Source organism: Saccharothrix sabaoui (assembly GCF_051756985.1).
Lineage (GTDB): Bacteria > Actinomycetota > Actinomycetes > Mycobacteriales > Pseudonocardiaceae > Actinosynnema.
Genome location: NZ_JBPKJK010000028.1, coordinates 1 through 25634, shown reverse-complemented (window position 1 = coordinate 25634; position 25634 = coordinate 1). Strand labels below are relative to the sequence as shown.

At 73.9% G+C, this 25634-nt stretch carries 18 protein-coding genes; 7 read left to right on the top strand and 11 right to left on the bottom strand.

The annotated features are described in order from the left end of the window. The first annotated feature begins 5 nt into the window (after positions 1 to 5). The 7 genes from ACR807_RS11385 to ACR807_RS11355 all read left to right on the top strand — a co-directional run bounded on the left by ACR807_RS11385 (position 6) and on the right by ACR807_RS11355 (position 5892). Entirely contained in the window at positions 6 to 416 is a 411-nt protein-coding gene (locus ACR807_RS11385; RefSeq protein WP_438921219.1) for an ATP-binding protein, read from the top strand. 46 nt (positions 417 to 462) lie between these two features. Continuing rightward, positions 463 to 1563, top strand: a complete 1101-nt coding sequence (locus ACR807_RS11380) for a PAS domain-containing sensor histidine kinase (RefSeq protein ID WP_438921218.1) — start codon at positions 463 to 465, stop codon at positions 1561 to 1563. Next, the gene (locus tag ACR807_RS11375) at positions 1560 to 1946 is read left to right on the top strand and encodes a response regulator (protein WP_438921217.1); all 387 of its coding nucleotides are present in this window, start codon (positions 1560 to 1562) and stop codon (positions 1944 to 1946) included. The genes ACR807_RS11380 and ACR807_RS11375 overlap by 4 nt, the downstream gene beginning before the upstream one ends. Positions 1947 to 2025: 79 nt before the next feature. Next, entirely contained in the window at positions 2026 to 2409 is a 384-nt protein-coding gene (locus tag ACR807_RS11370; RefSeq protein ID WP_438921216.1) for an STAS domain-containing protein, read from the top strand. 40 nt (positions 2410 to 2449) lie between these two features. Beyond that, positions 2450 to 3859 (top strand): APC family permease, encoded by a 1410-nt coding sequence (locus ACR807_RS11365; RefSeq protein WP_438921215.1) that lies wholly within the window; start codon positions 2450 to 2452, stop codon positions 3857 to 3859. A 90-nt stretch (positions 3860 to 3949) separates the two neighbouring features. Then, on the top strand, positions 3950 to 5377 hold the full coding sequence (locus ACR807_RS11360; RefSeq protein WP_438921214.1) for a gamma-aminobutyraldehyde dehydrogenase: 1428 nt from the start codon (positions 3950 to 3952) through the stop codon (positions 5375 to 5377). Between the two features lie 50 nt (positions 5378 to 5427). After that, complete coding sequence (locus ACR807_RS11355) at positions 5428 to 5892, top strand: Lrp/AsnC family transcriptional regulator (protein ID WP_438921213.1); 465 nt, start codon at positions 5428 to 5430, stop codon at positions 5890 to 5892. A gap of 4 nt (positions 5893 to 5896) precedes the next feature. Here ACR807_RS11355 and ACR807_RS11350 read toward each other — a convergent pair whose 3' ends face one another. The 11 genes from ACR807_RS11350 to ACR807_RS11300 all read right to left on the bottom strand — a co-directional run bounded on the left by ACR807_RS11350 (position 5897) and on the right by ACR807_RS11300 (position 25565). Continuing rightward, on the bottom strand, positions 5897 to 6673 hold the full coding sequence (locus tag ACR807_RS11350) for an inositol monophosphatase family protein (RefSeq protein ID WP_438921212.1): 777 nt from the start codon (positions 6671 to 6673) through the stop codon (positions 5897 to 5899). Beyond that, a complete protein-coding gene (locus tag ACR807_RS11345; RefSeq protein WP_438921211.1) occupies positions 6670 to 7860 on the bottom strand; it encodes a phosphoserine transaminase in 1191 nt (396 codons plus the stop codon). Before ACR807_RS11345 ends, ACR807_RS11350 begins: the two co-directional genes overlap by 4 nt. Positions 7861 to 7939: 79 nt before the next feature. Continuing rightward, positions 7940 to 8995: a TauD/TfdA family dioxygenase gene (locus ACR807_RS11340; RefSeq protein ID WP_438921210.1), complete on the bottom strand. Its 1056-nt coding sequence runs from the start codon at positions 8993 to 8995 to the stop codon at positions 7940 to 7942. A gap of 18 nt (positions 8996 to 9013) precedes the next feature. Continuing rightward, positions 9014 to 9937 carry a hypothetical protein gene (locus tag ACR807_RS11335; protein ID WP_438921209.1) on the bottom strand — a complete coding sequence of 308 codons (924 nt, stop codon included), beginning with the start codon at positions 9935 to 9937 and terminating at the stop codon, positions 9014 to 9016. A gap of 47 nt (positions 9938 to 9984) precedes the next feature. Continuing rightward, positions 9985 to 11397, bottom strand: coding sequence for a diaminopimelate decarboxylase (locus tag ACR807_RS11330; protein WP_438921208.1), 1413 nt, complete (start codon positions 11395 to 11397; stop codon positions 9985 to 9987). 47 nt (positions 11398 to 11444) lie between these two features. Then, positions 11445 to 12857, bottom strand: a complete 1413-nt coding sequence (locus ACR807_RS11325) for an aminotransferase (RefSeq protein WP_438921207.1) — start codon at positions 12855 to 12857, stop codon at positions 11445 to 11447. A gap of 15 nt (positions 12858 to 12872) precedes the next feature. Beyond that, positions 12873 to 13853 carry an NAD(P)-binding domain-containing protein gene (locus ACR807_RS11320; RefSeq protein ID WP_438921206.1) on the bottom strand — a complete coding sequence of 327 codons (981 nt, stop codon included), beginning with the start codon at positions 13851 to 13853 and terminating at the stop codon, positions 12873 to 12875. A 9-nt stretch (positions 13854 to 13862) separates the two neighbouring features. Then, positions 13863 to 15740: an FAD-dependent oxidoreductase gene (locus ACR807_RS11315; RefSeq protein WP_438921205.1), complete on the bottom strand. Its 1878-nt coding sequence runs from the start codon at positions 15738 to 15740 to the stop codon at positions 13863 to 13865. Then, the gene (locus tag ACR807_RS11310; RefSeq protein ID WP_438921204.1) at positions 15737 to 16960 is read right to left on the bottom strand and encodes a hypothetical protein; all 1224 of its coding nucleotides are present in this window, start codon (positions 16958 to 16960) and stop codon (positions 15737 to 15739) included. Before ACR807_RS11310 ends, ACR807_RS11315 begins: the two co-directional genes overlap by 4 nt. A gap of 37 nt (positions 16961 to 16997) precedes the next feature. Continuing rightward, positions 16998 to 24713, bottom strand: a complete 7716-nt coding sequence (locus ACR807_RS11305) for an alpha/beta fold hydrolase (protein WP_438921203.1) — start codon at positions 24711 to 24713, stop codon at positions 16998 to 17000. Between the two features lie 363 nt (positions 24714 to 25076). Beyond that, a complete protein-coding gene (locus ACR807_RS11300) occupies positions 25077 to 25565 on the bottom strand; it encodes a YbaK/EbsC family protein (RefSeq protein WP_438921202.1) in 489 nt (162 codons plus the stop codon). Between the last annotated feature and the right edge of the window lie 69 nt (positions 25566 to 25634).

Here is a 25634-nt window from a genome sequence, read left to right as displayed (position 1 = left end):
TGACCGTGGACCTCTCCTTGTCTTCGCGGGTGGCCGGCTTCGGCGTGCCCCGCGGGGGCGGGGCCGCGGCCAGGGCGCGCGAGTTCGTCCGCACGACCCTCGTCGAGTGGCTCTTCCGCGGTGACCACGAGGCCGTCGTGCTCCTCGCCTCCGAACTGGTCGCCAACGTCCTGCGGCACACCGCCTCCGACCCGGTCCTCCGGCTGGTCTGCGACGCGCGCGGGGTGCGCGTCGAGGCCCCCGACGCCAGCCCGCTGCTGCCGCGCGCCCGCGAGTCGGGGCCGGCCGGCGGCTGGGGCCTGGTCGTCGTGGACCGGCTCGCCGCGCGCTGGGGCGTCGACGCGCTGCCGGGCGGCAAGGTCGTGTGGTGCGAGGTGGACGCCGAGGTGGGCGCGGAGGATGACCCGGCGGCCTGACCGACCGCCCACGGCCCGGTCCGGGCTCGTGGTGCACAGTGGCGCCATGCCCGTCGACCCCGCCAGCGGCGTCGCGCCTCCCCCCGAGGACGCCTACCGCCTGCTCGTCCAGAGCGTCGTGGACTACGCGATCTTCATGCTGGACCCGGGTGGTCGCGTGATCAGCTGGAACGCGGGTGCGGAGCGGATCAAGGGCTATTCGGCGGACGAGGTGGTGGGGCGGCACTTCTCGGTGTTCTACCCGCCGGAGGACCTGGCGGCGCGGAAGCCGTGGCGTGAGCTGGAGGTGGCGGCGGAGGTCGGCCGGTTCGAGGACGAGGGGTGGCGCCTGCGGGCCGACGGGTCGCGGTTCTGGGCGAACGTGGTGATCACGGCGCTGTTCGGCGAGTCGGGTGAGCTGCGGGGCTTCGCGAAGGTGACCCGGGACATGACCGAGCACCGGCGCGTCGAGCGGACCCTGGTCGAGCAGCGCAGGCTCGTCGGCCACCTCGTCGAGGCGCAGGAGCTGGAACGGCGCCGCATCGCCTGGGACGTGCACGACGACTCCATCCAGGCCATGGTCGCGGTCGGCATGAGGTTGCAGCTGCTCGCGAGCCGCGTGCCCGACGAGCACGTGGGCACCGTGCGCATGCTGGACGACGCGGTGCGCACGTCCATCGGCCGGCTGCGCGACCTGGTGTTCCGGCTGCGCCCGCCCGAACTGGACCGGCACGGCCTGGGCGAGGCCCTGGAGCACTACCTCACCGACGTCACCGCGCAGTGGGGCATGACCTACCGGCTGCGGCACGACCTGGCGCACGAGCTGCCCGCCGACGTGGCCATCACGATCTTCCGCATCTGCCAGGAGGCGCTGACCAACGTCCGCAAGCACGCCCGCGCCACCGCCGTCGAGGTCTCGCTGACCACCGCGGACCGGGGCACCCTGGTCGAGGTCGCGGACGACGGCGTGGGCCTCGGCGGCGTGGCGCCCGACGACATCGGCGGCGTCGCGCCCGCCGGGCGGCGCGCGTCCGAGCACTTCGGCACCATCGAGATGCGCGAGCGCGCGGAGACCTCCGGCGGCTGGTGGACCCTGGGCGAGCGCCCCGGCGGCGGCGCGGTCGTGCGGTTCTGGGTGCCCACGCCCGACGTCCGGGTGGAACCGTGACCGGGGCACCGAGGATCGCCGTGGTGATCTCGGACGACGACCCGATGATCCGCGACGCGCTGCGCGAGGTGCTCGACGCCGAACCCGACCTGGAGGTCGTCGCCGTCGCCCGGGACGCGGACGAGGCCATCGAGCTGACCGCGCGGCACGAGCCGGCCGTCGTGGTGCTCGACGTGCGGATGCCCGGCGGCGGCGGTGGCCGCGCCGCCCGGGAGATCGGGCTCCGCTCGCCGCGCACCGGCATCCTCGCGCTGTCGGCGCACGCCGACTCGGCGGCCGTCGGCGAGGTCCGGCGCGCGGGCGTGGTGGAGTACCTCCTCAAGGGGGTGCCCAACAGCGACATCGTGGCCGCCGTCCGCCGACTGGGTCGACCGACGGGGTGACCGGGCTTGAGCGGCGGTCGTGGCCTGCCGATGTTGGTATAAATGCCTTGTACGACCGCACGCACCTCGAGGAGCCGCCGTGGCCGAGCCGATCGAGCACCCGTCACCCGTCCTGGACGTCGACGTGGTTCACGCCGACGGGGTTGTCGTTGTCACCGTTTCGGGTGAACTGGACCTGGATACCGCCCCGCGCGTGCGGGAGGCGCTGCTCGCGCCGCCCCCGCCCGTGGTCGTCCTGGACCTGACCGCGGTGCGGTTCTTCGGCTCGTCCGGCCTGGCGCTGCTGCTGGAGGCCGACCGGCACGTCCGGCGCTCGGGCGGCGAGCTGGTGCTCGTGGCCACCGGCCGCGCCGTGCTCAGGCCGCTGGAGATCACCGGCGTGTCCCAGGTGCTGCGGGTGTTCCCGACCCTCACCGAGGCCCTGACCTGGACCTCCGCCGACCGGGTCGGCCAACCCGCCTGATCGCGCTTCGCCGCCGTCCCCGGTGGGTACAGGGGCGGGCATGGCGACCTCGTTGCGGCGGGCGGTGGGCACGCCCCTGCTCTACCTCTTCATCCTGGGCGACATCCTCGGCGCGGGCGTCTACGTGCTGGTGGGGGAGGTCGCCTCGCAGTCCGGCGGCGCGGTGTGGCTGCCGCTGCTGACCGCGCTCGTGCTGGCCGCGCTCACCGCCGGGGCGTACGCCGAGCTGGCCACCCGCTACCCGCGCGCGGGCGGTTCGGCGCACTACGCGACCACGGCGTTCGGCCCGGCGGCGGGCTCGCTGGTCGGGTTCTGCATGCTCGCGGCGGGCGTGGTGTCGGTGGGCGCGCTGGCGCTCGCGTTCGCGGGCGACTACCTGCGCGCGCTGGTGTCCCTGCCGACGCTGCTGGTGGTGGTCGTGTTCCTGGCCGTCCTCGCGCTGCTCAACGCGCGCGGCGTGAAGGAGTCGTTGGGCGCGAACGCGGTGGCCACGGCGATCGAGGTCGGCGGGCTGCTGCTGGTCATCGGCCTGGGCGCCTGGGTGGTGCTGCGCGGCGACGCCGACCTGGGCAGGCTCGGCCAGGTGGGCACGGCCGAGCACGGCCTGGTCGGGGCGACGCTCGCGGGCACGGTGCTGGCCTACTACTCGTTCGTCGGGTTCGAGACGTCGGTGAACCTGGCCGAGGAGGTCGAGGACCCGCGCCGCTCCTACCCGAGGGCGCTGTTCGGCGCGCTGCTCACGGCGGGCGCGGTCTACCTGCTGATCGGGCTGGTGACCAGCGCGTCCGTGCCGACGGAGGAGCTGGCCGGGTCCAGCGGGCCGCTGCTGGAGGTGGTGCGGCTGGCCGGCGGCGTGCCGGACTGGCTGTTCGGCGTGGTCGCGCTGGTGGCGGTGGCGAACGGCGCGCTGCTCACCGGCATCATGTCCTCGCGGCTGGCCTACGGCATGGCCCGCGACGGCCTGCTGCCCGCGCCGCTGGCGCGCGTCCTGCCCCGCCGGCGCACGCCGTGGGTGGCGATCGCGACGACCTCGGCGCTGTCCCTGGTGCTGGCGCTGACCGGCGAGGTCGCCGCGCTGGCCGAGACGCTGGTGCTCCTGCTGCTGATCGTGTTCACCGCCGTCAACGCCGCCGTGCTGGTGCTGCGCCGCCGGGAGGGCGGCGAGGCCGACCACTTCCGGGTGCCGGTCGTCGTCCCGTGGCTGGCGCTGGCCTCGTGCCTGCTGCTGTTCACGCAGATCGACGGCGCGGTGTGGGTGCGCGGCCTGGTCCTGCTCGGCCTGGGCGCGCTGCTCGCGGCGGCCAACGCGGTCCGCGCCCGGCGCGGCGGCCGGTCGGCCGGGAAACCAGGAGCGGCCGGGGAACCGGGAGCGGCCGGCGAACCCGAGGCGGCCGGGGCACCGGGAGCTGCCGGGGCGCCCGAAGCGCCCGAGCCTTCGGGTCGGAGCTGATCCGCGGATACCGCCGGGCCGGGCGCTCTGGTGGAATCGGACGCGGCGCAGGACCCGAGGCAGCAGGACCCGAGGCAGCAGGGGGAACCCATGACCGCGTTCGCCAACTTCGTGGACGGCAAGCAGCGCCCGGCGGCCGACGGGCGGGAGCTGGACGTCGTCGACCCCACCACGGGCGAGGTCTACGCGACGTCGCCGCTGTCCGGGCAGGTCGACGTGGACGCCGCCGTGGACGCCGCGGCGCGGGCCTTCGAGACCTGGCGCTGGACCACGCCCGCCGAGCGGCAGCGCGCCCTGCTGCGGATCGCCGACGCGATGGACGCGCGGGCCGGCGACCTGGTCGACGCCGAGTGCCTCGACACCGGCAAGCCGCGCGCGCTGACCGCCGCCGAGGAGGTCCCGCCGTGCACCGACCACATCCGGTTCTTCGCCGGTGCGGCGCGCGTCCTCGAAGGGCGTTCGGCGGGGGAGTACCTGCCCGGCCTCACCTCGTACGTGCGGCGCGAGCCGGTCGGCGTGTGCGGGCAGGTCACGCCCTGGAACTACCCGCTGATGATGGCCGTGTGGAAGATCGCGCCGGCGCTGGCGGCGGGCAACACCGTCGTGCTCAAGCCGTCCGACACCACGCCCGCCTCGACCGCCCTGCTGGCCGAGCTGTGCGCCGAGTTCCTCCCGCCCGGCGTGTTCAACGTGGTCTGCGGCGACCGCGGCACCGGCCGCGCGCTGGTCGCGCACCCCCGGCCCGACATGGTGTCCATCACCGGCTCGGTCCGCGCCGGCATGGAGGTCGCCGGCGCCGCCGCGGCCGACCTCAAGCGCACCCACCTCGAACTGGGCGGCAAGGCGCCCGTCCTCGTCTTCGCCGACGCCGACCTCGCCGCCGCGGCCCGGGGCATCGCCGCCGCGGGCTACTTCAACGCGGGCCAGGACTGCACGGCCGCGAGCCGCGTCCTGGTCGCCGCCGAGGTGCACGACGAGTTCGTCGCCGCGCTCACCGAGGAGGCGCGGGCCACCCGCACCGGCGGCCCGGACGACCCCGACGTCGCCTACGGCCCGCTCAACAACGCCGAGCAGCTCGCCCGGGTGGCGGGCTTCGTCGACCGGCTGCCCGAGCACGCCACCGTGCACCACGGCGGCACCCGCGTCGGCGACCGCGGGTACTTCTACGCGCCCACCGTCGTCTCCGGCCTGCGCCAGCGCGACGAGGCCAGCCAGACCGAGATCTTCGGGCCGGTGATCACCGTGCAGACCTTCACCGACGAGGCCGACGCGCTGACCTGCGCCAACGACGTGCGCTACGGGCTGGCCTCCTCGGTGTGGACCCGCGACCACGGCCGGGCGGTGCGGCTGTCCGCCCGGCTCGACTTCGGGGCCGTCTGGATCAACACGCACATCCCGTTCGCCGCCGAGATGCCGCACGGGGGCTTCAAGCACTCCGGGTACGGCAAGGACCTGTCGGTGTACGGCTTCGAGGACTACACCCGCATCAAGCACGTGATGAGCGCGTACGACGCCTGATCGGTCACCGGTGGTTGTGATCCCGACCGCCGACCAGAAGTATCTTCCACGTGGACGTGATCGACCGGAAAATCATTGCCGAGCTCCAGGCCGACGGGCGGCTGACCGTCACCGACCTCGCGTCGCGGGTCGGGCTCAGCGTGTCGCCCTGCCACCGCCGGCTGCGCGAGCTGGAGCGCAGCGGCACGATCCGCGGCTACCGGGCGATCGTGGCCCCGGAGGCGGTCGGCCTGACCTTCGAGGCGCTGGTGTTCGTCACCATGCGCCAAGAGGACCGCGACACGCTGCTGCGCTTCGAGGAGGCCGTCGCGGGCATACCGCAGGTGGTCCAGGCGCAGCGCCTGTTCGGCGACCCGGACTACCTGCTGCGCGTGCTCACCGCGGACCTCGCCGCCTACCAGCGCCTGGAGGACGACCACCTGGCCGCGCTGCCCGGCATCCAGCGCCTGACGTCCACCCTGGTCATGAAGCAGGTCGTGGAGAGCCGCCCGGTGCCGGGCGGCCCCCAGCGGTGACGGCTCAGGCCAGCAGCGCCAGCGCCAGCGCGTGCAGCCCGGGGTCGCCCGCCGCGACGACCCGGGTCCCCGAGGTCAGGGTCAGCTCGGCGCCCGACCACTCGGTCACGACACCGCCCGCCCCGCTGATCACGGCCGCCGGCGCGAACACGTCGTAGACCTTGAGCCCGCTGTCGACGGCGAGGTCCGTCCGGCCGCTCGCCAGCGCCCCGAAGGCGAACGAGCTGCCCCCGTAGAGGGTGTACCGGGCGCGGTCGCGGACGCGGGTCAGCGCCGCGTGGTCCTCCGGGCCGAAGAAGTCCGGGTTCGAGCAGGTCAGCAGCGCGGAGGCGAGGTCGGCGCAGCGCCGCGCACCCACCTTCACCCCGTTCCGCTCGGCGAACGCCCCGCTCACGCCCACCCACCGGTCGTCGGTCGCCGGGTAGTCCATCACCCCGATCCACGGCCTGCCGCGCCTGCTCACGCCGATCAGCGTGCCGTAGACCGGGATGCCCGCGATGAACGGCGCGGTGCCGTCCAGCGGGTCCAGCACCCAGACCACCTCCGCGTCCGCGTTCGACGAGCCGTACTCCTCGCCCACGATCCCGTGGTCGGGGTAGGCGGCGCCGATCAGGTCGCGCAACCGCGCCTCGACGGCCCGGTCGGTGGCGGTGACGAAGCTGTTGTCGGCCTTGACGTCCACCGAGGTGGGCTCCGCAGCCGCGCGGGAGAGCAGCAGGCGCGCCTCGTCGGCGAGGTGCTCGGCGAAGCGGGTCAGCTCGGAGGTGAGCGCGTCGGTCATCCGGTCCTCGTGCTCGTGGTGGTGGTGAACTCGTGCAGGGTCTCCGCGAACGCCCAGTCGACCCAGGGCAGCAGCGCCGCCACGTCCTCGGTGTCGACCGTGGGCCCGCCCCAGATCCGGATGCCGGGCGGCGCCTCCCGGTGCGCGGCCAGGTCGTGACCGGCGCCGTTCTCCTCGATCCTGGCCAGCAGGCGCGCCACGAACGCCGCCGTGCGCGCCGGGGGCAGCCCGTCCAGGAACGGGTCGGTGAACCGCAGGCAGATGCTCGTCGACGAGGTCGAGCGGCGGTCCTCGGCGAGGAACTCCACGTGCGGGCTCGCCCCGACCCACCGCGCGACGACGTCGAGCGTGCGGCGCGAACGGGCGACCAGCTCGGGCAGCCCGCCCACCCCGGCGCACCAGTCCAGCGCGTCGAGCGCGTCCTCCACGGCCAGCATGGACGGGGTGTTGATGGTGAAGCCGCCGAACAGCCCGTCGAGCGGCCGGCCGTCCCTGGCCAGCCGGAACACCTTGGGCAGCGGCCGGTCGGGCCGGAACACCGCCAGGCGCTCGACGGCGGCGGGCGACAGGGCGATCATGCCGTGCGCGCCCTCACCGCCCAGCGCCTTCTGCCAGGACCAGGTGATCACGTCCAGCTTGGCCACGTCGACGTCCATGCCGAACACCGCGGACGTGGCGTCGCAGATCGTCAGTCCCCGGCGGTCGGCGGGTATCCAGTCGCCGTCGGGCACGCACACGCCGGACGTGGTGCCGTTCCAGGTGAAGACGACGTCGTGGTCGAAGTCCACCCGGGACAGGTCGGGCAGCGCGCCGTACCGGTCCGCGCGGTGCACGGTCACGTCGGGCAGCCGCAGCTGGTCCACGACGTCCGCGAGCCAGGTGAAGCCGAAGTTCTCCCAGCAGCACACCTCGACCCCGGTGTGCCCCAGCAGGTTCCACATCGCCATCTCGACCGCGCCGGTGTCCGAGCCGGGCACGATCGCGACCTCGTAGTCCGCCGGGAGGCGCAGCACCTCCTTGGACTTCCCGATCACCTCGGCGAGCCTGGCCCGACCCTCCGGGCCGCGGAACGAACGGCCGACGAACGCCCCCTTCAGGGCGTCGAGGTCCCAGCCGGGTCGCTTCGCGCAGGGCCCGGCCGAGAACCACGGCCGGGCGGGCTTGAGCGCCGGTTTCGCCAACTGCAAGGTCTTCCCCAGGGTGTCGTGTGCGCGGTCGGGAGGGGGTGCGCCGCCGGACGACCGCCGGTGGCGCACCCCGTGACGGCTACCGCGCGAGGCTGACGAAGTGCCGCCGCGGGCCCTCGAACGCGAAGCGGCCGTGCTGGTAGACCTGGTTGTCCAGCACCAGCACGTCGCCCCGCCGCATCCGCACCGCCCGCGCCGTGCGCCACAGCGCGCCGCGCAGGTACGAGATCAGGTCCTCGTCGATCGGGGACCCGTCGCCGTAGGTGGTCGTCGCCGGGTACGCGTCGTCGGGCAGGTCGGGTGGGAAACCGGGGTGGGAGCGCCAGTACGAGCAGTGCAGCTCGGTGACCTGGTTGAACCACAGCTCCTCGCCGGTGTCGGGGTGGGCGGTGAACGCGTCGCGCGCGTAGTGGTACCGCAGCCCCTCGTCGGCGTCCCAGGCGAACTCGTACCCCGAGGCGACCAGGTGCTCCTCGACGGCCGCCCGGTCCTCGGTGCGGAACGTGTCGACCCAGCCCATCTCGCCGTTGCCGGACTCCTTCGCGAGGTTGCGGTGGTACCGCACGCCCTTCTCCCGGAACGCGTCCTTCACGTCGTCCGGGATGATCGCGGCCGTCTCCCGGACGTCGTTGACCGGCACCTCGCCGCCCGACGTGGCCTCGCTCTCGCAGAAGAAGAAGATCTTCCGCGGGTACGTGGGCAGGTAGGCCATCTCGTTGTGCGGGGACAGCGTGATCCGGCGGTCCTCCTGGCTGGCGTTGAGCGCCGCGCCCGAGTCCTGCTTGCGCACGGCGATGCCGCCCTCGTACCCGGCGCGGTCGTAGCCCAGGCCGCCGATGAGCCCCTCGAAACCGGCCTTGTCGGTCAGCGGCAGGCCGCGCAGCAGCACCCCGCCGGACTTCGGCAGCGCCTCGTCCACCACGTCCCGCACCGCCGCGGCGAGCGCGTCGGGCGGGTGGCCGGCGCCGTCGGCGGCGAGCGTCGGCAGCACCGGGCCCACGTCGGGCACGGTCTCCGGGAAGTTCCGGTGCGCCGAGCCGGCCAGGAACGCGCGCCCGCGCACCGGGACGGTGAAGGCCGGGCCGGGCTCGACGAGGCGGAAGGCCGGCGCGCCGCTACCTGATCTGGTGTCCACAGCTATACCTCCAACTGGTCAGTCCGCGGCGAGCCCCGGGTGGCCCCGCAGGACGCAGATCTCGTGGAACACCGGCAGCGCGGGGTCGGTGTCCAGCCGCTCCTTGGCCTCGCGGGCCGACAGGGGCACCCGGCCGTCGGGGTCGGCGTAGAACTCGCAGGTGAAGTCGCCCTCGTAGGCGGTGCCCCGCAGGGCGGCCTCCAGGGCGACGAAGAACGAGATGTCGGTGCGCTCGTTCTGCCGCACCACGCGCGAGACCAGCTCCTCGGGCCGGTACCCGTTGGCCCGGAACAGCTGGAGGATGGGCGCCCGGCCGATCCGGCACCCGAAGGTCAGCACGACCTGGGCGGTCGGCGAGGCCGCCCTGACCCGCCGCAGCAGCGCCTCGATCAGCCCGAGGCCCACCGCGTTGAACGGGTAGTCGTTGAACGCCGACCACGGGTAGTAGTGCGCGATGTGGTCGTCCGTGCGCCCGCCCACCAGCGCCGCCCTCTTCAGCTGGGCGTCGTGGAAGTCCAGGTACATCGCGTCGTCCGGGTCGGGCACCTGGGGGAGGCAGCCCACGACGACGTCGGCGAGGGCCACCTCCGCCCGCGCGTCGGGCGTGTCGATGAGGTTGACCGAGCCCTCGATCGGGCGGAACCGCTCCAGCAGGTCGGGGGCGATCTCCCCGATGAGGCGCTGGGCGAGCAGCGGTAACCGCGGGTCCAGGTCGCTGCCCAGCACCATGGACGCGCCGCACTTCTGAAGCATGAACGCGATGTTCGTGCCGGTGCCCACCCCGACCTCGTAGACGCGGCGGCCGGCGAGGTCGGCGCGTTCGAGGGCCGCCTGGAACGTCGTCGTCCACGGGTCGGTCGGGTTGAAGGCGAAACTGGGCACGACGTCACCGGCGGCGTCGGGAGTGTGCGCCCGCGCCGACAGCATGCTCTCTGATCGCATTGGTAGACCCCCAAGTGAGCCGGACGGCCGGCGGGACCGTCGTGGATTCAGTCGATCAGCAGCACTTCGCGGGCCTGTCCGCGGAGGCAGTGGTCCGAGCGCATCGACGCCGCGTAGCCGCCGGAGTTGATGAGCGCCACGTGGTCGCCCTCCCGCAGCCGCGTCATCCGGTGGTCGGACGCCCACTTGTCGAGGGCCTCGTTCACGTTGCCCACGACGGTGTAGGTCTCGGTGCCCTCGTCCCGGCGCGGCACGACCGCGACCGGTTCGCAGGGCAACCCGTAGAAAGCCGGTTCCACGGCGAGGTTGAAGCCCGCGTCGAGGCCGGCGAACAGCACGTCGCGGCGCTGCTCCACGTAGGTGACGGTGGTGAGCAGCAGCCCCGCGTCCTTCACGAGGTGGTCGCCGGGTTCGACCGCGACCCGCAGGCCGCGCCCGGCGAACCTGCGGGCCACCGCGCCCGCCCACCGGTCGAGGTCGAGCGCGCGGTCGGTCGCGGTGTGCGGCACGCCGAGCCCGCCGCCCAGGTTGATCTCGCGCAGGCCGGGGAAGTGCGCGGTGAACGCGTCGGCGGCGTCGAGCGCCTCCTCCAACTGGGACAGCTCCGCGTCCAGGAAACCGCACCCGACGTGGAAGTGCAGCCGGACGACGTCCAGGCCCCACCGCTGGGCGACGGCCTTCGCCTCGTCCACGTGCTCGCGGTAGATCCCGAACTTGGTGGTCGGGGCGCCGCTGTAGTTCAGCCGCTCGTTGCCCTGGTAGCCGACGCCGATGCCGGGGTTGATCCGCAGCCCGACCGCGGACCCGGGCCGCAGCCGGCCGTAGGCGTCCAAGGAGGACACGGAGTCGAAGTTGACGCGCAGGCCGCGGAAGCGGGCCAGCGCCTCGACCTCCTGGCGGGACAGGGACGTGCCGGTGAACGAGACCGCGTCGGGCGGGAACCCGGCGCCGAGCACGTGCAGCAGCTCGCCGGTGGAGCAGACGTCGACGCCCACCAGCCCCGTGGTGCGCAGGTAGGACAGCAGGCCGGGCGACCGGTTGGCCTTGATCGCGTAGTAGACGCGGTGGTCCAGGCCGGCGGCGGCCATCGCGCCGGACAGGCGCTCGACGTTCTCCCGCACGCGGTCGGCCCGCAGCACGTAGGCGGGCGTGCCCACCTGCTCGGCCAGCTCCTCCACGTCGGTGCCGCCCAGGTGCAGGCGGCCGTCCCGGTAGCGCAGGTCGGGCCGCTGCCACCACGGCCGCGCCGGGTCGGCGACCGGGTCGTCGTCGGCGTACCGGAGGCGCCCGGCGGCTTCGCCGAGGGCCCCGGACACGTGGTCGCGCCCGCACCCCGAGTCGAGCACGACCCGCACGGGCGCGTGCGCGTCGCGGCCCGAGGAGATGGCCTGCTTGATCCGCAGCACCGTCAGCGCCGGGGTCAGGCCGCGGCAGTCGAGGGTCGGTGAGGATGCTTCCATGGCACCACTTCCAGGTCTTCCGGTGTCTCGTCGGGGGAGTTCCGGTGCTACTCGACCGCGCCGGTCCGCAGGTCGTGCTCGGCGCGGGCCAGCGAGTCGGCCATGATGTCCACGATCCGGTCGACCTCGCCGCGGGTGATGACCAGCGGCGGCGACATGATGCAGAGGTTCTCGTAGGGCCGCACGAGCAGGCCCGCCTCCTCGCAGTGCGCGTCGACGCGGCGCGCCAGCGCCTGGTTGCGGGCGGTGGGGCCGACCTCGCCCGGCACGTGGCACTCGACGCACGCCATCAGGTGGTCGCCCCGCACGGCGGCGACGATCGGGGAGGAGCGCAGCTCGCGCAGCCGCTGGATGAAGTACGGGCCCACCTCGCGCACGTGGCCGCACACGTCGTCGCGCCGCATCACCTCGATGTTCGCGACGGCCGTGGCGCAGGCGACCGGGTGCCCGGAGTAGGTGAACCCGTTGGAGAACACGGGCTTGTCCCGGTCGGCGTGCGCGGCCAGGGACTCGGCGACGCGGTCGGACACGAGCACCGCGCCCAGCGGCTGGTAGCCGGAGGTCAGGCCCTTCGCCGTGACGATCATGTCCGGCACGACGCCGAACCGCGCCTCGGACGAGAAGAAGTGCCCCAGCCGGCCGAAGCCGGTGACCACCTCGTCGGAGACGTAGAGGATGTCGTTGCGGCGGCACAGCTCCAGCGTCGCCTCGTGATAGCCGGGCGGGGGCACGAGCACGCCGCCGGAGGCGAGGACCGGCTCGGCGACGAAGCACGCGATGTTCTCCGCGCCGATCTCGGCGATGGCCCGCTCCATGCCGGAGACGAGGCCGTCGAGCCGCTCCGCCGCGGACACCGGCGAGGTGTCCGGGTCGTAGCCGGGGCTCTCCAGGTGGTGCACCCAGTCGCTCTCGTAGTGGAACAGCGTGCGGTCCGCGGACTTCCCGGACAGCGACGCCGTCAGGTACGTGCCGCCGTGGTAGGCGTTCACCCGGGACAGCACGTGCCGCTTGGACGCCTGCCCGCGCGAGGCGAAGTAGTAGTGCGCGATCCGGACCGCGGACTCCACCGCGGTCGAGCCGCCGGTGGTGAACTGCACCCGGTTGAGGTCGCCGGGGGAGAGGTCCGCGAGCATCGCGGCCAGCCGCGCGGCGGGTTCGCTGGAGACGTCCCCGAACGGCGTGAAGTACGCCATCTTCCGCGCCTGGGCGGCCATCGCCCCGACCAGCTCCGGGTGGCCGTAGCCCACCGTGACGCACCACATGCCGCCGATGGCGTCGAGGTACGTCTTCCCCTTGCTGTCGGACACCTCGATGCCGTGCGCCTCGGTGATGATCAGCGACTCCTGCGTGCCCAGGGTCGACAGGTCGGCCCACGGGTGCAGCACGTGGCGGGTGTCCCGCGCCACCAGTGATTCGTGGTCGGGCAGGGCGTGCCCGATGTGCTGGACGTCTGGTAACAAGTCCCTGGCCTTCCCTCAGGAGGAGCGGAGCATCGCCCGCAGCTCGTCGTGCGCCTTGGTCACGTCACTCGCCAGGTAGGCCGCCCGGTAGTCGTCGAGGCTCGGGTAGCCGGCCCCGGCCTCCTCGTCCAGCGCCGCGACGAAACCGCCGTCCCTGATGTCGGCGAGGATCTCCCGGCCCTTGGCCTTGAGGTCGTCGCCGACCAGCTTGCCCAGGTACCGCTGCACGCCGAACCGGCACGTCGGCGACCCCTGCTGCTCGATCACCTCGTACAGGCCCGCCGACATCGCCTCCACGAGCATCTCGGCCATCTCGCCCGAGGCGTGCATGTCCAGCAGCGACGGCACGCGCTCGCACCCGGACTCGACCAGCACCTCGTAGGCGATCCGGACCGCGTCGATCAGCAGCGGCGTGAGGAACTGCTCCTGGAACAGGTCCAGCTCGGTCTCGGTGGCCAGCGACACCGGCATCACGCCGTAGCGGGTGAAGCCGACGGCCTTGGCCACGGACAGGGTCCGCGCCAGCGCCGACCCCGTCACGTCCCGCACGACGTCGAGGAACGCCAGCACGCCGGAGCCGTCGAGGTAGTGCTGCCGGATGGGCTTGCCGAACATCTTCGGCGCCAGCAGCGCCACGTCCACGCCCGCCGGCGGCGTGATCCGGCCGAACCGGATGGAGAAGCCGTGCGCGAGGACGAACAGGTCGCCGTCGCGCAGGTTCGGCGCGACGTCCTCGGCGAACACCGCCGGGTGCGCGTCGTCCGGGATCAGCAGCAGCACGATCGACGCGGCGGCGGCGGCCTCGGCGATCGACCGCGTGTCGAAGCCGTCCGCGACCGCGGCCTCCCGGTACTCGTCCTCCCGGTTGCCGACGACGACCCGCACCCCGCTGTCGCGGAGGTTCGCGGCGAACGCCTTGCCCTGGATGCCGTAGCCGACGACGGCCACGACCTCCTCCTCGACGTGGTGCAGACTCGCGTCCTTCTCGAAGTACATGCCCGCTCCTCAGTCGACCGCGCCGGCGTTGGCGTCCTGCATCTCGGCGACGTCCCGGGGACGCCGGTGGTCGCGCACGCGGACCCGCAGGTCGCAGTGCGCCATGTTGCGGGTGTAGACCTCGGCGAACCGGTCCCACTCGCGGTCGCGCCGCGCGGCGCCCCAGCCGAGCCGGTCCGCCATCTCCGCCAGCACGAGGTCGAGCACGCCGAGGTCCAGGTCGCAGCGACCGTCCTCGTCGAACACCACCGCGTCCCGGATGCCGCCGGAGTTCATCAGGTAGTCCTCGTAGCTGTTGACCATCTGGTGGTCCACGTGGTGCGCGACCTTCTCCCGCAGGAACTCCCGGTCGCCGCGCGGGTGGTCGGCGCGGTGGATCGCGAACCTGCCCTCGCCCTCCAGGGTGAGGAACGGCAGCCGGTGCGTGGTGGACGCGCCGAGCGCCTTGACGCCCTTGCGGCGCAGCTCCTTCGCGATCAGCCCGACCACCTCGCGGCCGGCCCAGCGGAACTCGGTCAGCTTGATGTTGACCATGTCGAACACCGGGCCGCCCCGGTCGTGCCGGGTGATGCGGAACATGCGCGTCAGGTCCTTGACCGCGATCTCGCCGCCGGCCGCCGCCGCCAGCGGCCGGATGCCGCAGAACACGTGGAAGACGTCGCGGCGGGTGATCTTCCAGCGGTCGTCGACCAGCTCGTTGTAGGAGTGCAGCAGCTCCTCGATCTCGTCCTCCATCGGCACGACCAGGTCCGGGTCCGCGTGCGGCCGGTCGGTGGTCGTGCACTGGACGTACCAGATGCCGTTCTGGTGGAACGGGCGCAGGTAGTGCTGGCGCTCGGCGTTCAGCGGCACCAGGCCCACCTGGAGCTTCGGGTCCGCCGACAGGCTCTCGTGGATGAACCGGTTCGTCGCCTCCAGGTGCGAGCCCCGGGAGTACACGACGGACGTGCGGCCGTCGGGCTCCGTCGTCCGGTTGCGCGCCCGGTCCAGCCACGGGCCGGCGGCGTTGGTGATCGTGTGCGCCTTCACGGTGACCCGCTCGGGCAGCTCGTCGTGCTCGAAGCGCCGCACGAGGGTCACCAGGAAGTGCCCGCCGTCCGGCCGCCACTCGTAGTGCTCGACCTCGACGAAGCTCAGCGCCCGGATCGGGTTGGCCGCCGTGCCCCGGTAGTAGGCGTCGCGGATCGCCTTGAGCACCAGCACCTTGTCGTTGCTGGCCTTGCCGTCCCAGTACTGGATGCCCGCCAGGGCGGGGGAGTCGGCCGCCAGGTGCGGCAGCTCGCGGTGCAGCGCGCGCTTGTCGAAGAACAGCTTCACCCGGCTGCCCCGGGGTGTGCGGCCCACCCACGCCCACAGCGCGGTGAACAGGTCGTAGAGCGAGATGCCGAAGAAGACCGCCCACTTCTTCTCCGGGCTGTCCGGCAGCACGAACACGACGTTGGGGATCTCCTGGACGGTGTCCGGGGTCGTGTCCAGCAGGATCTTGCGCTCCCGCGTGCCGTACCAGACCAGCTTGAGGTCCAGCCAGGCCGAGCGGAGGTTCTGCACCGGCGTCTGCTTGATCTTCGGGTCGCGGCGCAGGCCGAACGCCAGCAGCAGGCGGTGGAAGCACATCCGCAGGTAGCGGATGCCGGGGTGGATCGCCTTGCCCGTCTTGCTCGACGTCTCGCCGCCGAACGGGCCGCGGTCGACCAGCACGGCGCTGCCGTTGCCGCGGGAGGCGATGTCGCGCAGCACGCCCGCGCCGGCCGCCCCGCCGCCGATGACGACGGTGTCGTGGACGCGGTCCCCGCGCGACTGCTCCTCGACCAGCTCGCGGAACTGGCGGACCACGTCCGGCATGGCGAACGTCCGCCCCGCCGGCGGGTGCGAAGACGACTGCGTCACGAAGCCCGACCTCCTCGGTGCACCGCGATCACGCGGTGGTTGGTGTCGCGCCAGGCGCGAAAGGTGATCCCGTCCTCCGCCGGGAGCGGGGACGTCGTCCGCCAGTCCCAGGCCCGCTCGACCATGTAGGCCATGAACGTGCGCACGTCCTCGCGGCTCATGCCGCGCCTGCCGCGCCGCTGCTCGACCAGGCGCTCCTGCGCCTCGCGGTCGGCCAGCAGCCGCTCGTAGGAGTCCCACCCGTAGGCCCACAGCGCGTCCACCCGGTCGAAGGCGGGCGCCCAGCGCCGCAGGTGCTCCGCGACCCGGCGGCGCAGGCCCTCGGGCAGCTCCAGCGGGTCCACGTCGGTCGCGGCGCCGGCGAACCACAGGTCGAACAGGAAGACGCCGACCTTGCCGCACACCTCGAAGCACCCGTCCGGCCCGGTGGGCTGGTCATCGGTCCCCTTGTCGAAGTTGCCCATCCGGATGACCGAGTCGTGGCCGCTGCGCTCCATCTCCGCCAGGTTGCGCAGGAACCAGTCGAGGTCGTGCGTCCCGGGCAGGGACCGGTTCGACACGCCCGGCACGCCCGCGTCGTAGCCGAGGGCGCGCAGCGGTTCCCGGTCGGCCCGGCGGAGGTACCAGTCGTCGCCGCTGCGGGCGACCGCCCGTCCCTCGGCGCGGGGGTCCAGGAGCTGGTTGAGCACGACCGACAGGGCCGTCGTGAGCACCGTCTTGCCCGCGCCGGGGCTGCCGTTGAAGCCGACCACGAACAGCCCGTCGGGGCGGCGCTCGCGCTTCTCCCGCACGATCCACCGGGCGAACGGCAGGTAGAGCTGCCACAGGTCCACCAGCGGCACGGTCGCGCCGTCGCGGTCGGCGAAGTAGCCGCTCCACCAGTCCGCGAACGGTTCCCACACGCGCTGCACCAGCCGCAGCCGCTCCAGCACGTCGTCCTCCGCGGCCGGCGGGTCCGCCGGGGCGAACGCCCGGTGCAGCGGGTCGAGGGCCGTCGTCGCGGCCAGCGCGCGCAACCGCCGGGGGTCCACCGCCCCGTCCGTGGCGAGGTCCCGCAGCGCGAGGGACAGGTGCTCCCCGACGGCCGACCGGTAGCGCGCCGAGGCCGCCGCGAGGCGCTCGAACTCCGCGTCCGGTAATCGGCGCACGGCGGCGTCGTAGGCGCGGGCCACGTCGGCGGCGCGCGTCGTGGTCCGGTGCTCCGTGTCGCTCACGGGCATGAACTGCCCCCTTCCCCCAGCAAGCGGGTACGCGTGATCAGTAGTCCGAGAGGAGCGAGCGCAGCTCGCCGAGGCGCTGGTCGGGCTTGGCTATCGCGGTCAGCGGCACGTCCTTGCCGAACCGGCGGGCGAAGTCGCCGCGCATCCGGACGAAGTCCAGCGAGTCCAGTCCCAGGTCGACGAGCTGCTTCGACTCGTCCCACTGGTGGACGTAGCCGGTGAGGAACGCGTGCACGGGGTCGTCGACCGGCGCGGGCGACTTCGGCGCGCCGAGCACGACCCCGGACGCGCGCGGCCGGGCGGCCGGTCGCGCGGCGGGCAGGGCGGACAGCAGCGGCGTGCCCGCCCACGGCGTGCGGTCCCAGTCCACGTCGCAGGCCGCGAAGCAGCGGCCGGCGGGCGCGCCGGACAGCAGCGAGCCGACGACCCGGCCGAACAGGGCCAGCGCGCTGCCCGTGCCCAACGGCGCCTCGCCGCCGTCCCGGGCCGCGTCGAGGGCCCTGGCGCTGCGCGTGGCCATGCCGACCTCGCCCCAGGTGCCCCAGGCGACGGACACGACGGTCGGACCGCCGTCCGGTGGCGGCCACGCGGCGCGGGCGTCCAGCCAGGCGTTGGCCGCCGCGTAGTTGGCCTGGCCGGCCGAGCCGAGCAGGGCGCTGGTGGACGAGAACGCGGCGATCCACGGCGCGCCGCACGCGCGGCCCAGGTCGACCAGCGCGGACAGCGCGAGCTTGGGCGCGAGCACGGCGTCGAACCGGGAGGCGTCCAGGTTGGTCAGCACGCCGTCGTCCAGCGCTCCCGCGAGGTGCACGACCCCGGCCAGCGGCCCGACCGCGTCGGCCACCGCGTCGAGCGGCCCGGTGAGGTCGGCCTCGACGAACCGGACGCCCCGGCGCAGGTCGTCGGGTTCCGCGCGGCCGGTCACGACCACCCGGTCGGGGCTGACGCCCTGGTGGTGCAGCAGCCAGTCCACGACGACCCGGCCGATGCCGCCCGAGCCGCCGGTGACCAGGTAGCCGCCCCCGGTCGCGCCCAGCGCGCCGCGCGGCAGGTCCGGCAGCGGGGCGGGCAGCAGGCGTCGGCCCAGCAGGGGGCCGCCGAGGTGGCCGCCGCCCGTGAGCAGGTCGGTCTCCGCCGGGTGCCGGCTCGCGGCGCGCAGCAGCGCGGGGACGTCGTCGTCCCCCGGCCACCCGCGCACGTGGACCCGCTGCACGACCAGGCCGGGCTCCTCCAGCACGAGCGACCGGGTCAGGCCGGCCACCAGGCCGCTGTGCGGCTCCGCGGGCACGACCAGGACCAGCCGGCCGCGGGCCCCGCCGGTGACCAGGGATCGCGCGAGGTCCAGCAGCCGCGCGCAGTGCCGCCCCGCCGGCACGTCCGGCGCGAGCCGCAGCAGCACGGCCGCCCCGGCGTCGGGGCCGGTCAGGGCGTCGAGCAGGAACCGGGTGGTCGCGGCCGTCCCCGTGCGGTCGAGGTCGGTCCACGGGATCGTCGTCGGGGTGGTCGTCGTCGGGGTGGCCGTCGGCGCGACGGGCGTCCAGCGCACCTCGTGCAGCCCGCCGGAGGTGGTGTCCACCGGGTCGAGGCGGTCCAGGAAGGCGACGAGCGCCGCCAGGACGCGGTCGCGCCGGTGCAGCATGAAGTCGTGCGAGCCCTCGTGCAGGCGCACGTCCACGACCGGGCTGGTCGTGGCGCTCGCCCACCCGTGCGCCGACGCGGCGGGGAACGACGGGTCGTCCGTCCCGCACTGCACCTGGAGCGGGCAGTCGAGCACCGGACCGGGCCGCCCGGCCACCCGCCGCGCCGCGCGGGCGTCGGCCCCCAGGTCGGCGCGCAGCAGCGGCAGGACCTCCCGCCGCCACCGGGCGTCCTCGCGCAGCTCGTCGGGGACCATCAGGAACGACCCGACGTCCGCCGAGTCCACCGCGTCCGTCCCGCCCGCCTCGCCGGTGATCGGCGCGCGGCCGACGACGGAGACGGCCAGCACCCGGTCGCGCCAGTCGGCGAGCGGCCCGCCCAGCAGGTCCAGCACGAGCGACGCGCCGAAGCTCAGGCCGCAGAACGCGACCGCGCGCGGGCCCGCGTCCGCCCGCAGCGCGGCGGCCAGCCCGGCCAGGTCCGCGGTGTCGTCGCCCGACCGGGGCGGCTCGACCGCGACCACGTCCAGCCACGCCGGCGCGGACCCCGCCCACGACCGGAACGCGGTCGCGCCCCCGCCCGCGTAGGGGAAGCAGTACAGGGTGACCCGCGCGTCCGGCTTGGCGGCGTACCGGACGAGCGGACCCGGCGCGTCCCCGGCCACCGCCGCGGGCACCTCGGCGTCGACGTGGATCGACGCCTCCGGCTTCACCCAGAAGCTGGTCCGCTCGAAGCTGTAGGTCGGCAGCGGGCGGTGCGTCGGCCGCCCCGCCCCCGGGTGGTCGTGGAACGCGGCGAAGTCCAGCTCGACGCCGTGCCGCCACAGCTGCCCGAGGGCCTCCAGGAACGCCACCTCGTCGTCCGCGTCGGGGTCCTTCGCCCCCGGCAGGGTCGCGACGGGCGTCGTCGACGCGTCGCCGCGGTGCTTGAGCAGCTTGTGCGTGAACGAGGTGAGCACCGCGCCCGGACCGATCTCCAGGACGACGTCGGGCTCCCACTTCAGCAGCGCGGCCACGTCGTCGCGCCACCGCACGGTCGACGTCACGTGCGCGCCCCAGTGCGCGCCGGGCCGGTAGCGGGGGTCGAGCCAGGTGCCGGTCAGGTTGGCGGCCAGCGGCACGGCGGGCACGCGCGCGTCGAACCGCTCCGCCGCGGCGGCGACCCGGTCGGCGACCGGGGTCATCAGGTCGCTGTGGAAGGGGTGCGACACGGGCACCGCCCTGCACGTCGCGCCGATTCGCGCAAGCGCTTCCGCGATCTCCCGGATGGCGGGCTCTGTCCCCGACAGAACAATCCGACCGGGCGCGTTGACCGCGGCGAGCCACACGCCCTCCCGGCTGTCGACCAGGTCCAGCATCCGCTCCTCGTCGCCGACCGCGCTGAGCATCCCACCGAGGCGCCCGCCGCCCGCGCCGACGAGGGACTCGGTGGCCAGCGCCCGCACGGCCACCAGCTCGGCCGCCTCCTCCAGCGCCAGCACGCCCGCCACCACCGCCGCCGCGTACTCGCCGATGCTGTGCCCGGCGACGGCGACCGGCGTGACGCCGACGTCCACCAGGGTGCTCGCGAGCGCGTACTCCACCGCGAACAGGCCGCACTGCGTCGTCGTCGGCCGCGCCACCGACGCGTCATCCGCGCCGAGGACCAGCGCGGCCGGGTCGTCGGGCAGGTGGCGCCCCAGCTCCGCGCAGGCCGCGTCGAAGTGGCGGCGGAACCGCCCGCCGTCCGCCCCGCCCCGGTACAGGCCGCGCGCCATCCCGGCGGTCTGCGACCCCTGGCCGGAGAACGTGAACGCCACGGTGGCCGCGCGCCCCGGCGGCACGGGCGCGCCGAGCGGCTCGTCGCGCAGCCGGCGCAGCGCCCCGAGGTCGTCCGCCGCGACCACGGCGGTGGCGCGCAGCGGGTGCGACTCGCGGCGCAGGTGCAGGGACCGGACCGCGGGGCCCACCTCGTCGGCGGGCAGCCCGCCCAGGAACCGCGCCAGCGCGTCGGCGTTGCGCCGGAACGCGCCCTCGGCCTGCGCGGACACCGTGACCAGGTGCAGAGCGCGCCGGTCGGGCGTCCCCGCCGGTCCGGTGGGCGGCGCCTCCTCCAGGACGACGTGGGCGTTCGTGCCGCCGATGCCGAAGCTCGACACCCCGGCGCGCCGGGGCAGCTGCGTCGCCGGGTCGGCCACGGTCCACTCCGCCAGCTCCCGCTGCACGGTGAACGGCGACCCGTCGGCGTCCACGAAGTCGACCAGCTTCGGGTTGAGCGTCTCGTGGTTGACGGTGGGCACCAGCGTCCGGTGGTGCAGGCACAGCACCGCCTTGATGAACCCGGTGATGCCCGCCGCGCAGTTCGCGTGGCCGATGTTGCCCTTGACGCTGCCCAGCGCGGTGCGCGCGCCCGGGGGCACGTCGGCGCCCCGGTGCTCGGCGAACGCGTCGTGCAGCCCTTTGACCTCGATGGCGTCGCCGACGTGCGTGGCGGTCGCGTGGCACTCCACGTAGGAGACCTGCTCGGAGCCGATGCCCGCCATGGTGATCGCGTCCGAGATGCACTGGGCCTGCGCCCGCGCGCTCGGCGCGGCGTACCCGGCCTTCATCCGGCCGTCGTTGGACACGCCGAAGCCGGTGAGCACGGCCCAGACGTGGTCGCCGTCCTCGACGGCCAGGTCGAGCCGCTTGAGCACGACCGCGCCGACCGAGTCGCCGAAGAGGGTGCCGCTCGCCGCGTCGTCGAACGGCCGGACGCGGCCGTCCGCGCTGCCCACCAGGCCGTCCTCGTAGCGGTAGCCGAAGTTCGGGAAGGTGATCGACGACCCGCCCGCCACCGCCATGTCGCACTGGCCGGACGTGATCGACTGCGCGGCCTGGGCCACCGCGACCAGCGCGCTGCTGCACGCCGACGTCACGGTCACCGCCGGGCCGCCGAGGTCGAGCAGGTAGGCCACCCTGGTGGCGATGTAGTCCTTCTCGTTGCCGATCTCGGTGAGGAACAGCCCGGCCGGGTCCAGCGGGTCCTTGAGGCCGCCGCCCTCCAGGTGGTGGATGAGGTACCCGTCGATGCCGCACGCCGCGAACACGCCGGTGCGCCGCGCGTAGGGGTTGCCGCGCCGCGCGTAGCCCGCCTGTTCGAGCGCGGCCCACGCCGTCTCGACGAACACCCGGTGCTGCGGGTCCATCACGACGGCCTCGCGCCGCCCGATGCCCCAGAAGCCCGCGTCGAACTTGTCCGCGTCGTCGATCACCTGGCCGACCGGCACCCACTCCGGGTGCGCCAGGACGTCCTCCGGGACGCCCTTGTCCCGCAACCGCCGCGCGGGGAACGTGGTCAGCGAGTCGACGCCGTTCTTGAGGTTCTCCCAGAACGCGTCCACGTCCGCCGCGCCGGGGAAGCGCCCCGCCACGCCCACGACGGCCAGCCTGGTGGTCTCCGGGCGGGGTGCGCGCCGGGGCGCGGTGGCGACGCCGGCCGCGCTCCGCGAGCAGTGCTCCGCCATGGCGCGCACGGTGCTGTGCTGGAAGACGTCGATGACGGGCAGGGTGATGCCGAACCGCTCGGCCAGCACGCCCGACAGCCGGGCCGCGCTGAGCGAGTCGCCGCCCAGGTCGAAGAAGTTGTCGTCCGGCTCGGCCCGCGGCACGCCCAGCACCTCCTGCCACGCCCGCGCGACGCGCTGCTCCATCGAGGTGGGCGCGGCACCGGTGGCGGGCCCGGCGTCCTCCTCCGCCGGCGGCGGGGGCAGGGCGGACAGGTCGAGCTTGCGCGAGTCGCCCTTGCCGATCGGCAGCGAGTCGAGGCCGATGAAGTGCCGGGGCCGCGCGTACTCGGGCAGGTCGCGCCCGGCCCTGCGCCGGGTCCGGGCCAGCACGGTCTCCGAGGGGCGGCCCCCCTCGCCCAGGACGTAGGCCAGCAGGCCCGTCGGCTGGTTCGTGCGGCTGTCCAGCAGGGGGCGCACGATCACCCGCGAGACGCCGTCCTCGCCCTCCAGGACGTGCTCCACGGAGCGCAGCGACACCTTGAACCCGCGCACCTTCACCTGGTCGCCGGTGCGGCCGAGGATCTCCAGGTCGCCGGTCGGCAGGAACCGCGCGCGGTCGCCCGTGCGGTAGAAGGTGCTCCCGGCGAAGGCCGTGCCGGCGAGCGCGGGCGGGCACGGCACGAAGCGCTCGGCGGTCTTCACCGGGTCGTCGAGGTAGCCGTCCGCGACACCGGGACCGGCGAAGTGCAGCTCGCCGACCGCGCCGAGGGGCACCGGTTCGCCGTCGGCGCCGAGCAGGACCGCCGCGCTGCCGTCGAGGACGCGCCCGACCGGCGCGAACGCGGAGCGCGGGACGGCACCCGCCGGCCGGGGGAGCAGGTCGGCGAAGGAGACGTCCAGGCACTCCCACGTGCTGTAGGAGTTGACCAGCCGCACGTGCGGCGGCAGCAGGGCGGCGGCCTTGTCGACGACCCGGGCGGGCACGACCTCGCCCATCAGGAACCAGGCTTCCATGTGCGCCAACCGGTCCACCAGCGTCGGGCCCACGACGGGGTGGTCGAGCAGGCTCTCGAACAGCGAGGGCGGCACCACGGCGCGGGTGATGCCGAAGCCCTCCAGCGTGTCCACGAGCCGCACCGGGTCGAAGATGTGGTCGTCCGGGACGACGACCGCCGACCTGCCCTCCAGCAGCGGCCGGAGGCACTCCCAGGCGAAGAACGCGTTCAGGCCCTCGCGCGAGTCCTCCCGGTAGGGGTACAGCTCGTAGCGCGCGTCGAAGCAGTACAGGCAGCCCAGGTGGTTGTTGAGCACGGCCTTCGGCGTGCCGGACGTGCCGGAGGTCATCGAGATCAGGGCGATGTCGGACGGCGCGACGTCGGGGAACCCCACCGGGGCGACCGGTTCGCGCGCGGGCGGGCGGTCCCGGTCGAGCACGAGCACCCGCCCGGGTTCCCGGAACGCGGCCGGCAGCAGCTCCACCAGCTCCGGGGTGGTCAGCACGACCCGGACGTCGGCGCTCTCCAGGAACTGCGCCAGCAGGGAGGCCGGCCAGTTCTTCTCCAGCAGGCAGGCCGGCGCGCCGAGGCCGAAGCAGGTGAGCAGGCCGACGCAGTACTCCGCCGAGTGGGGGAGGAGCAGGCCGACGACGTCACCGCGCGTGATCCCGGCGGCGCGCAGGTCGGCGGCGAGGGCGGTCGCGTCCGCGTCGAGTTCGCGGTAGGACCACTGCCTCGGGTGATCAATGAGGGCGAGTGCGTCCGGACGTGACGCCACGTGTTCTTGGAAACGCGCCCAGATCGTCCGATCGGGGTTCGGGTAGGCCGTTCCCGTGATGGCGACCGACGGGCCGAGGTTGTTTTTAACCTGATCGAGATGCGCGTTGACGCTGCCCAGCAGGGCGGCCCGCGAGTCAATCGTGAAAAAATGACCACCGGGAAGGACCTCGACGTCGAAGTCGGCCGCGCCGTCGAAGTGCTGCCGCCACGCCCGGAGTTCTCCGGCGGTCACCGTGCGGTCCTCGGAACCGCCGTACACGACGCACCGGACGGGCAGCCGGCGACCGGTCGCGTCGCCGGTCCCGCAGACGTGCTCCTCGTCCAGCCGCAGGTCGGCCCGCAGGGGCGGCAGGATCAGCCGGAGCAGGTCGTCGTCGGCCAGGAGGTCCGCCGGCACGAGTCCCCATTCCCGCACGAGGTCCGGGAACGCGGCCTCGGGTAAGGAATGCCGTTCCGGGCCCGCCCACGACAGGTGCGGCGCTCGGTGCGCGGACAGGAACAGCACCTCGGGCGTGCGCAGGCCCTCGTCGGCCAGGCGGCGGCACACCTCGAACGCGACCAGCGCGCCGAAGCTGTGGCCGAAGAACGCGAACGGCGCGCCGTCGTGGTGCCGGGTCACGAGGTCGGCGAGGTCCCCGACCAGGGAAGCCCACGAGGTGTGGGGTCGTCCGCCCTGGTCACGGCCGCGGCCGGGCAGGGTGTACGAGACGACCTCGACGTCCTCGGCGAGCCCGTCCGGCCAGTCGGCGAAGCCCTGGTGGCCGCCGCCGGCGTGCGGGAACGCGAACAGGCGCAGTGCCGCGCCCTCGCGCCGGGCGAGGACGACGGCCTCGACGCCGCTCGTGGCGCTGGGTCCTGTCGTGGCGTGCAGCAAGCAACAGCTCCCTCGCGAAATCGACGGGCCTCTTCCCGTGCGGAAAAGTCGGGCACCGAATTCAAGGTCACTGCACCGGAGCGGGTGTCCGTTAATCGCCAGGACACCGCTGTCCCGATGTGCCGCCGACTGCTGACAAATGTCTGTCAGAAAGCTCTTGCGGTATTTAAATGTGAATATATGTCGCGATAAATGAAAGTAGCAGCGTGCCCCGGCCGCGTCAAGCGGCTGTCCGGACCCCGGCGCATTCAAGAAGTCTTGGGGGCGCCATAGGGGTGCCCTTGACAAGGGCGACCGGTGACGCGGTGGCACGATGACCGTGCGTGATCCCGAAGCTGCGGGAATGCTCCGGGACGCGCCGGCTCAGACCTGGGCGATGGGCTCGACCCGGGGCTTGGCGATGGACTCGTAGTCCTTCGTCGCCAGCGCGATCGAGCGGTCGAACCGGGCGGCGTTGAAGAACACCTCGGGGTGCTGGAGCACCTCGGGGTCCACGAACAGCTCCATCCGCTCGTCGAACGAGAACGGGGGGATCGTCCCGACCGGGGTGCCGGCCAGCTCCTCGGCGGCCTCCGGCGAGGCGAACCCGGCGTAGGTCCCGCCGAACAGCGCCTTCACCCTGGTGAAGTCGACGCGCTTGTGGCCCGGGATGACGGCCGCCGCGTAGCGGGTGACCTTCTTGCCCACCTTGACCATCACGACGATGCACTTCGCGGCCTGCCGCTGGTCGTACCCCGCCAGTTGACTGACGACCTCGGTCACGGCCTCCGGCGCGTGCTCGATCACCCGGTAGGTGGCGTCGTGCTCGTCCAGCAGGGCGATCAGCTTGTCGTGCGCGCTGTCGGAACTCATCTGTCGGCCAACTTCTCTCGGCGGCGCGGGGGGTGCACGGCATCATGCCAGACCCCGGTGGTCGGTCCG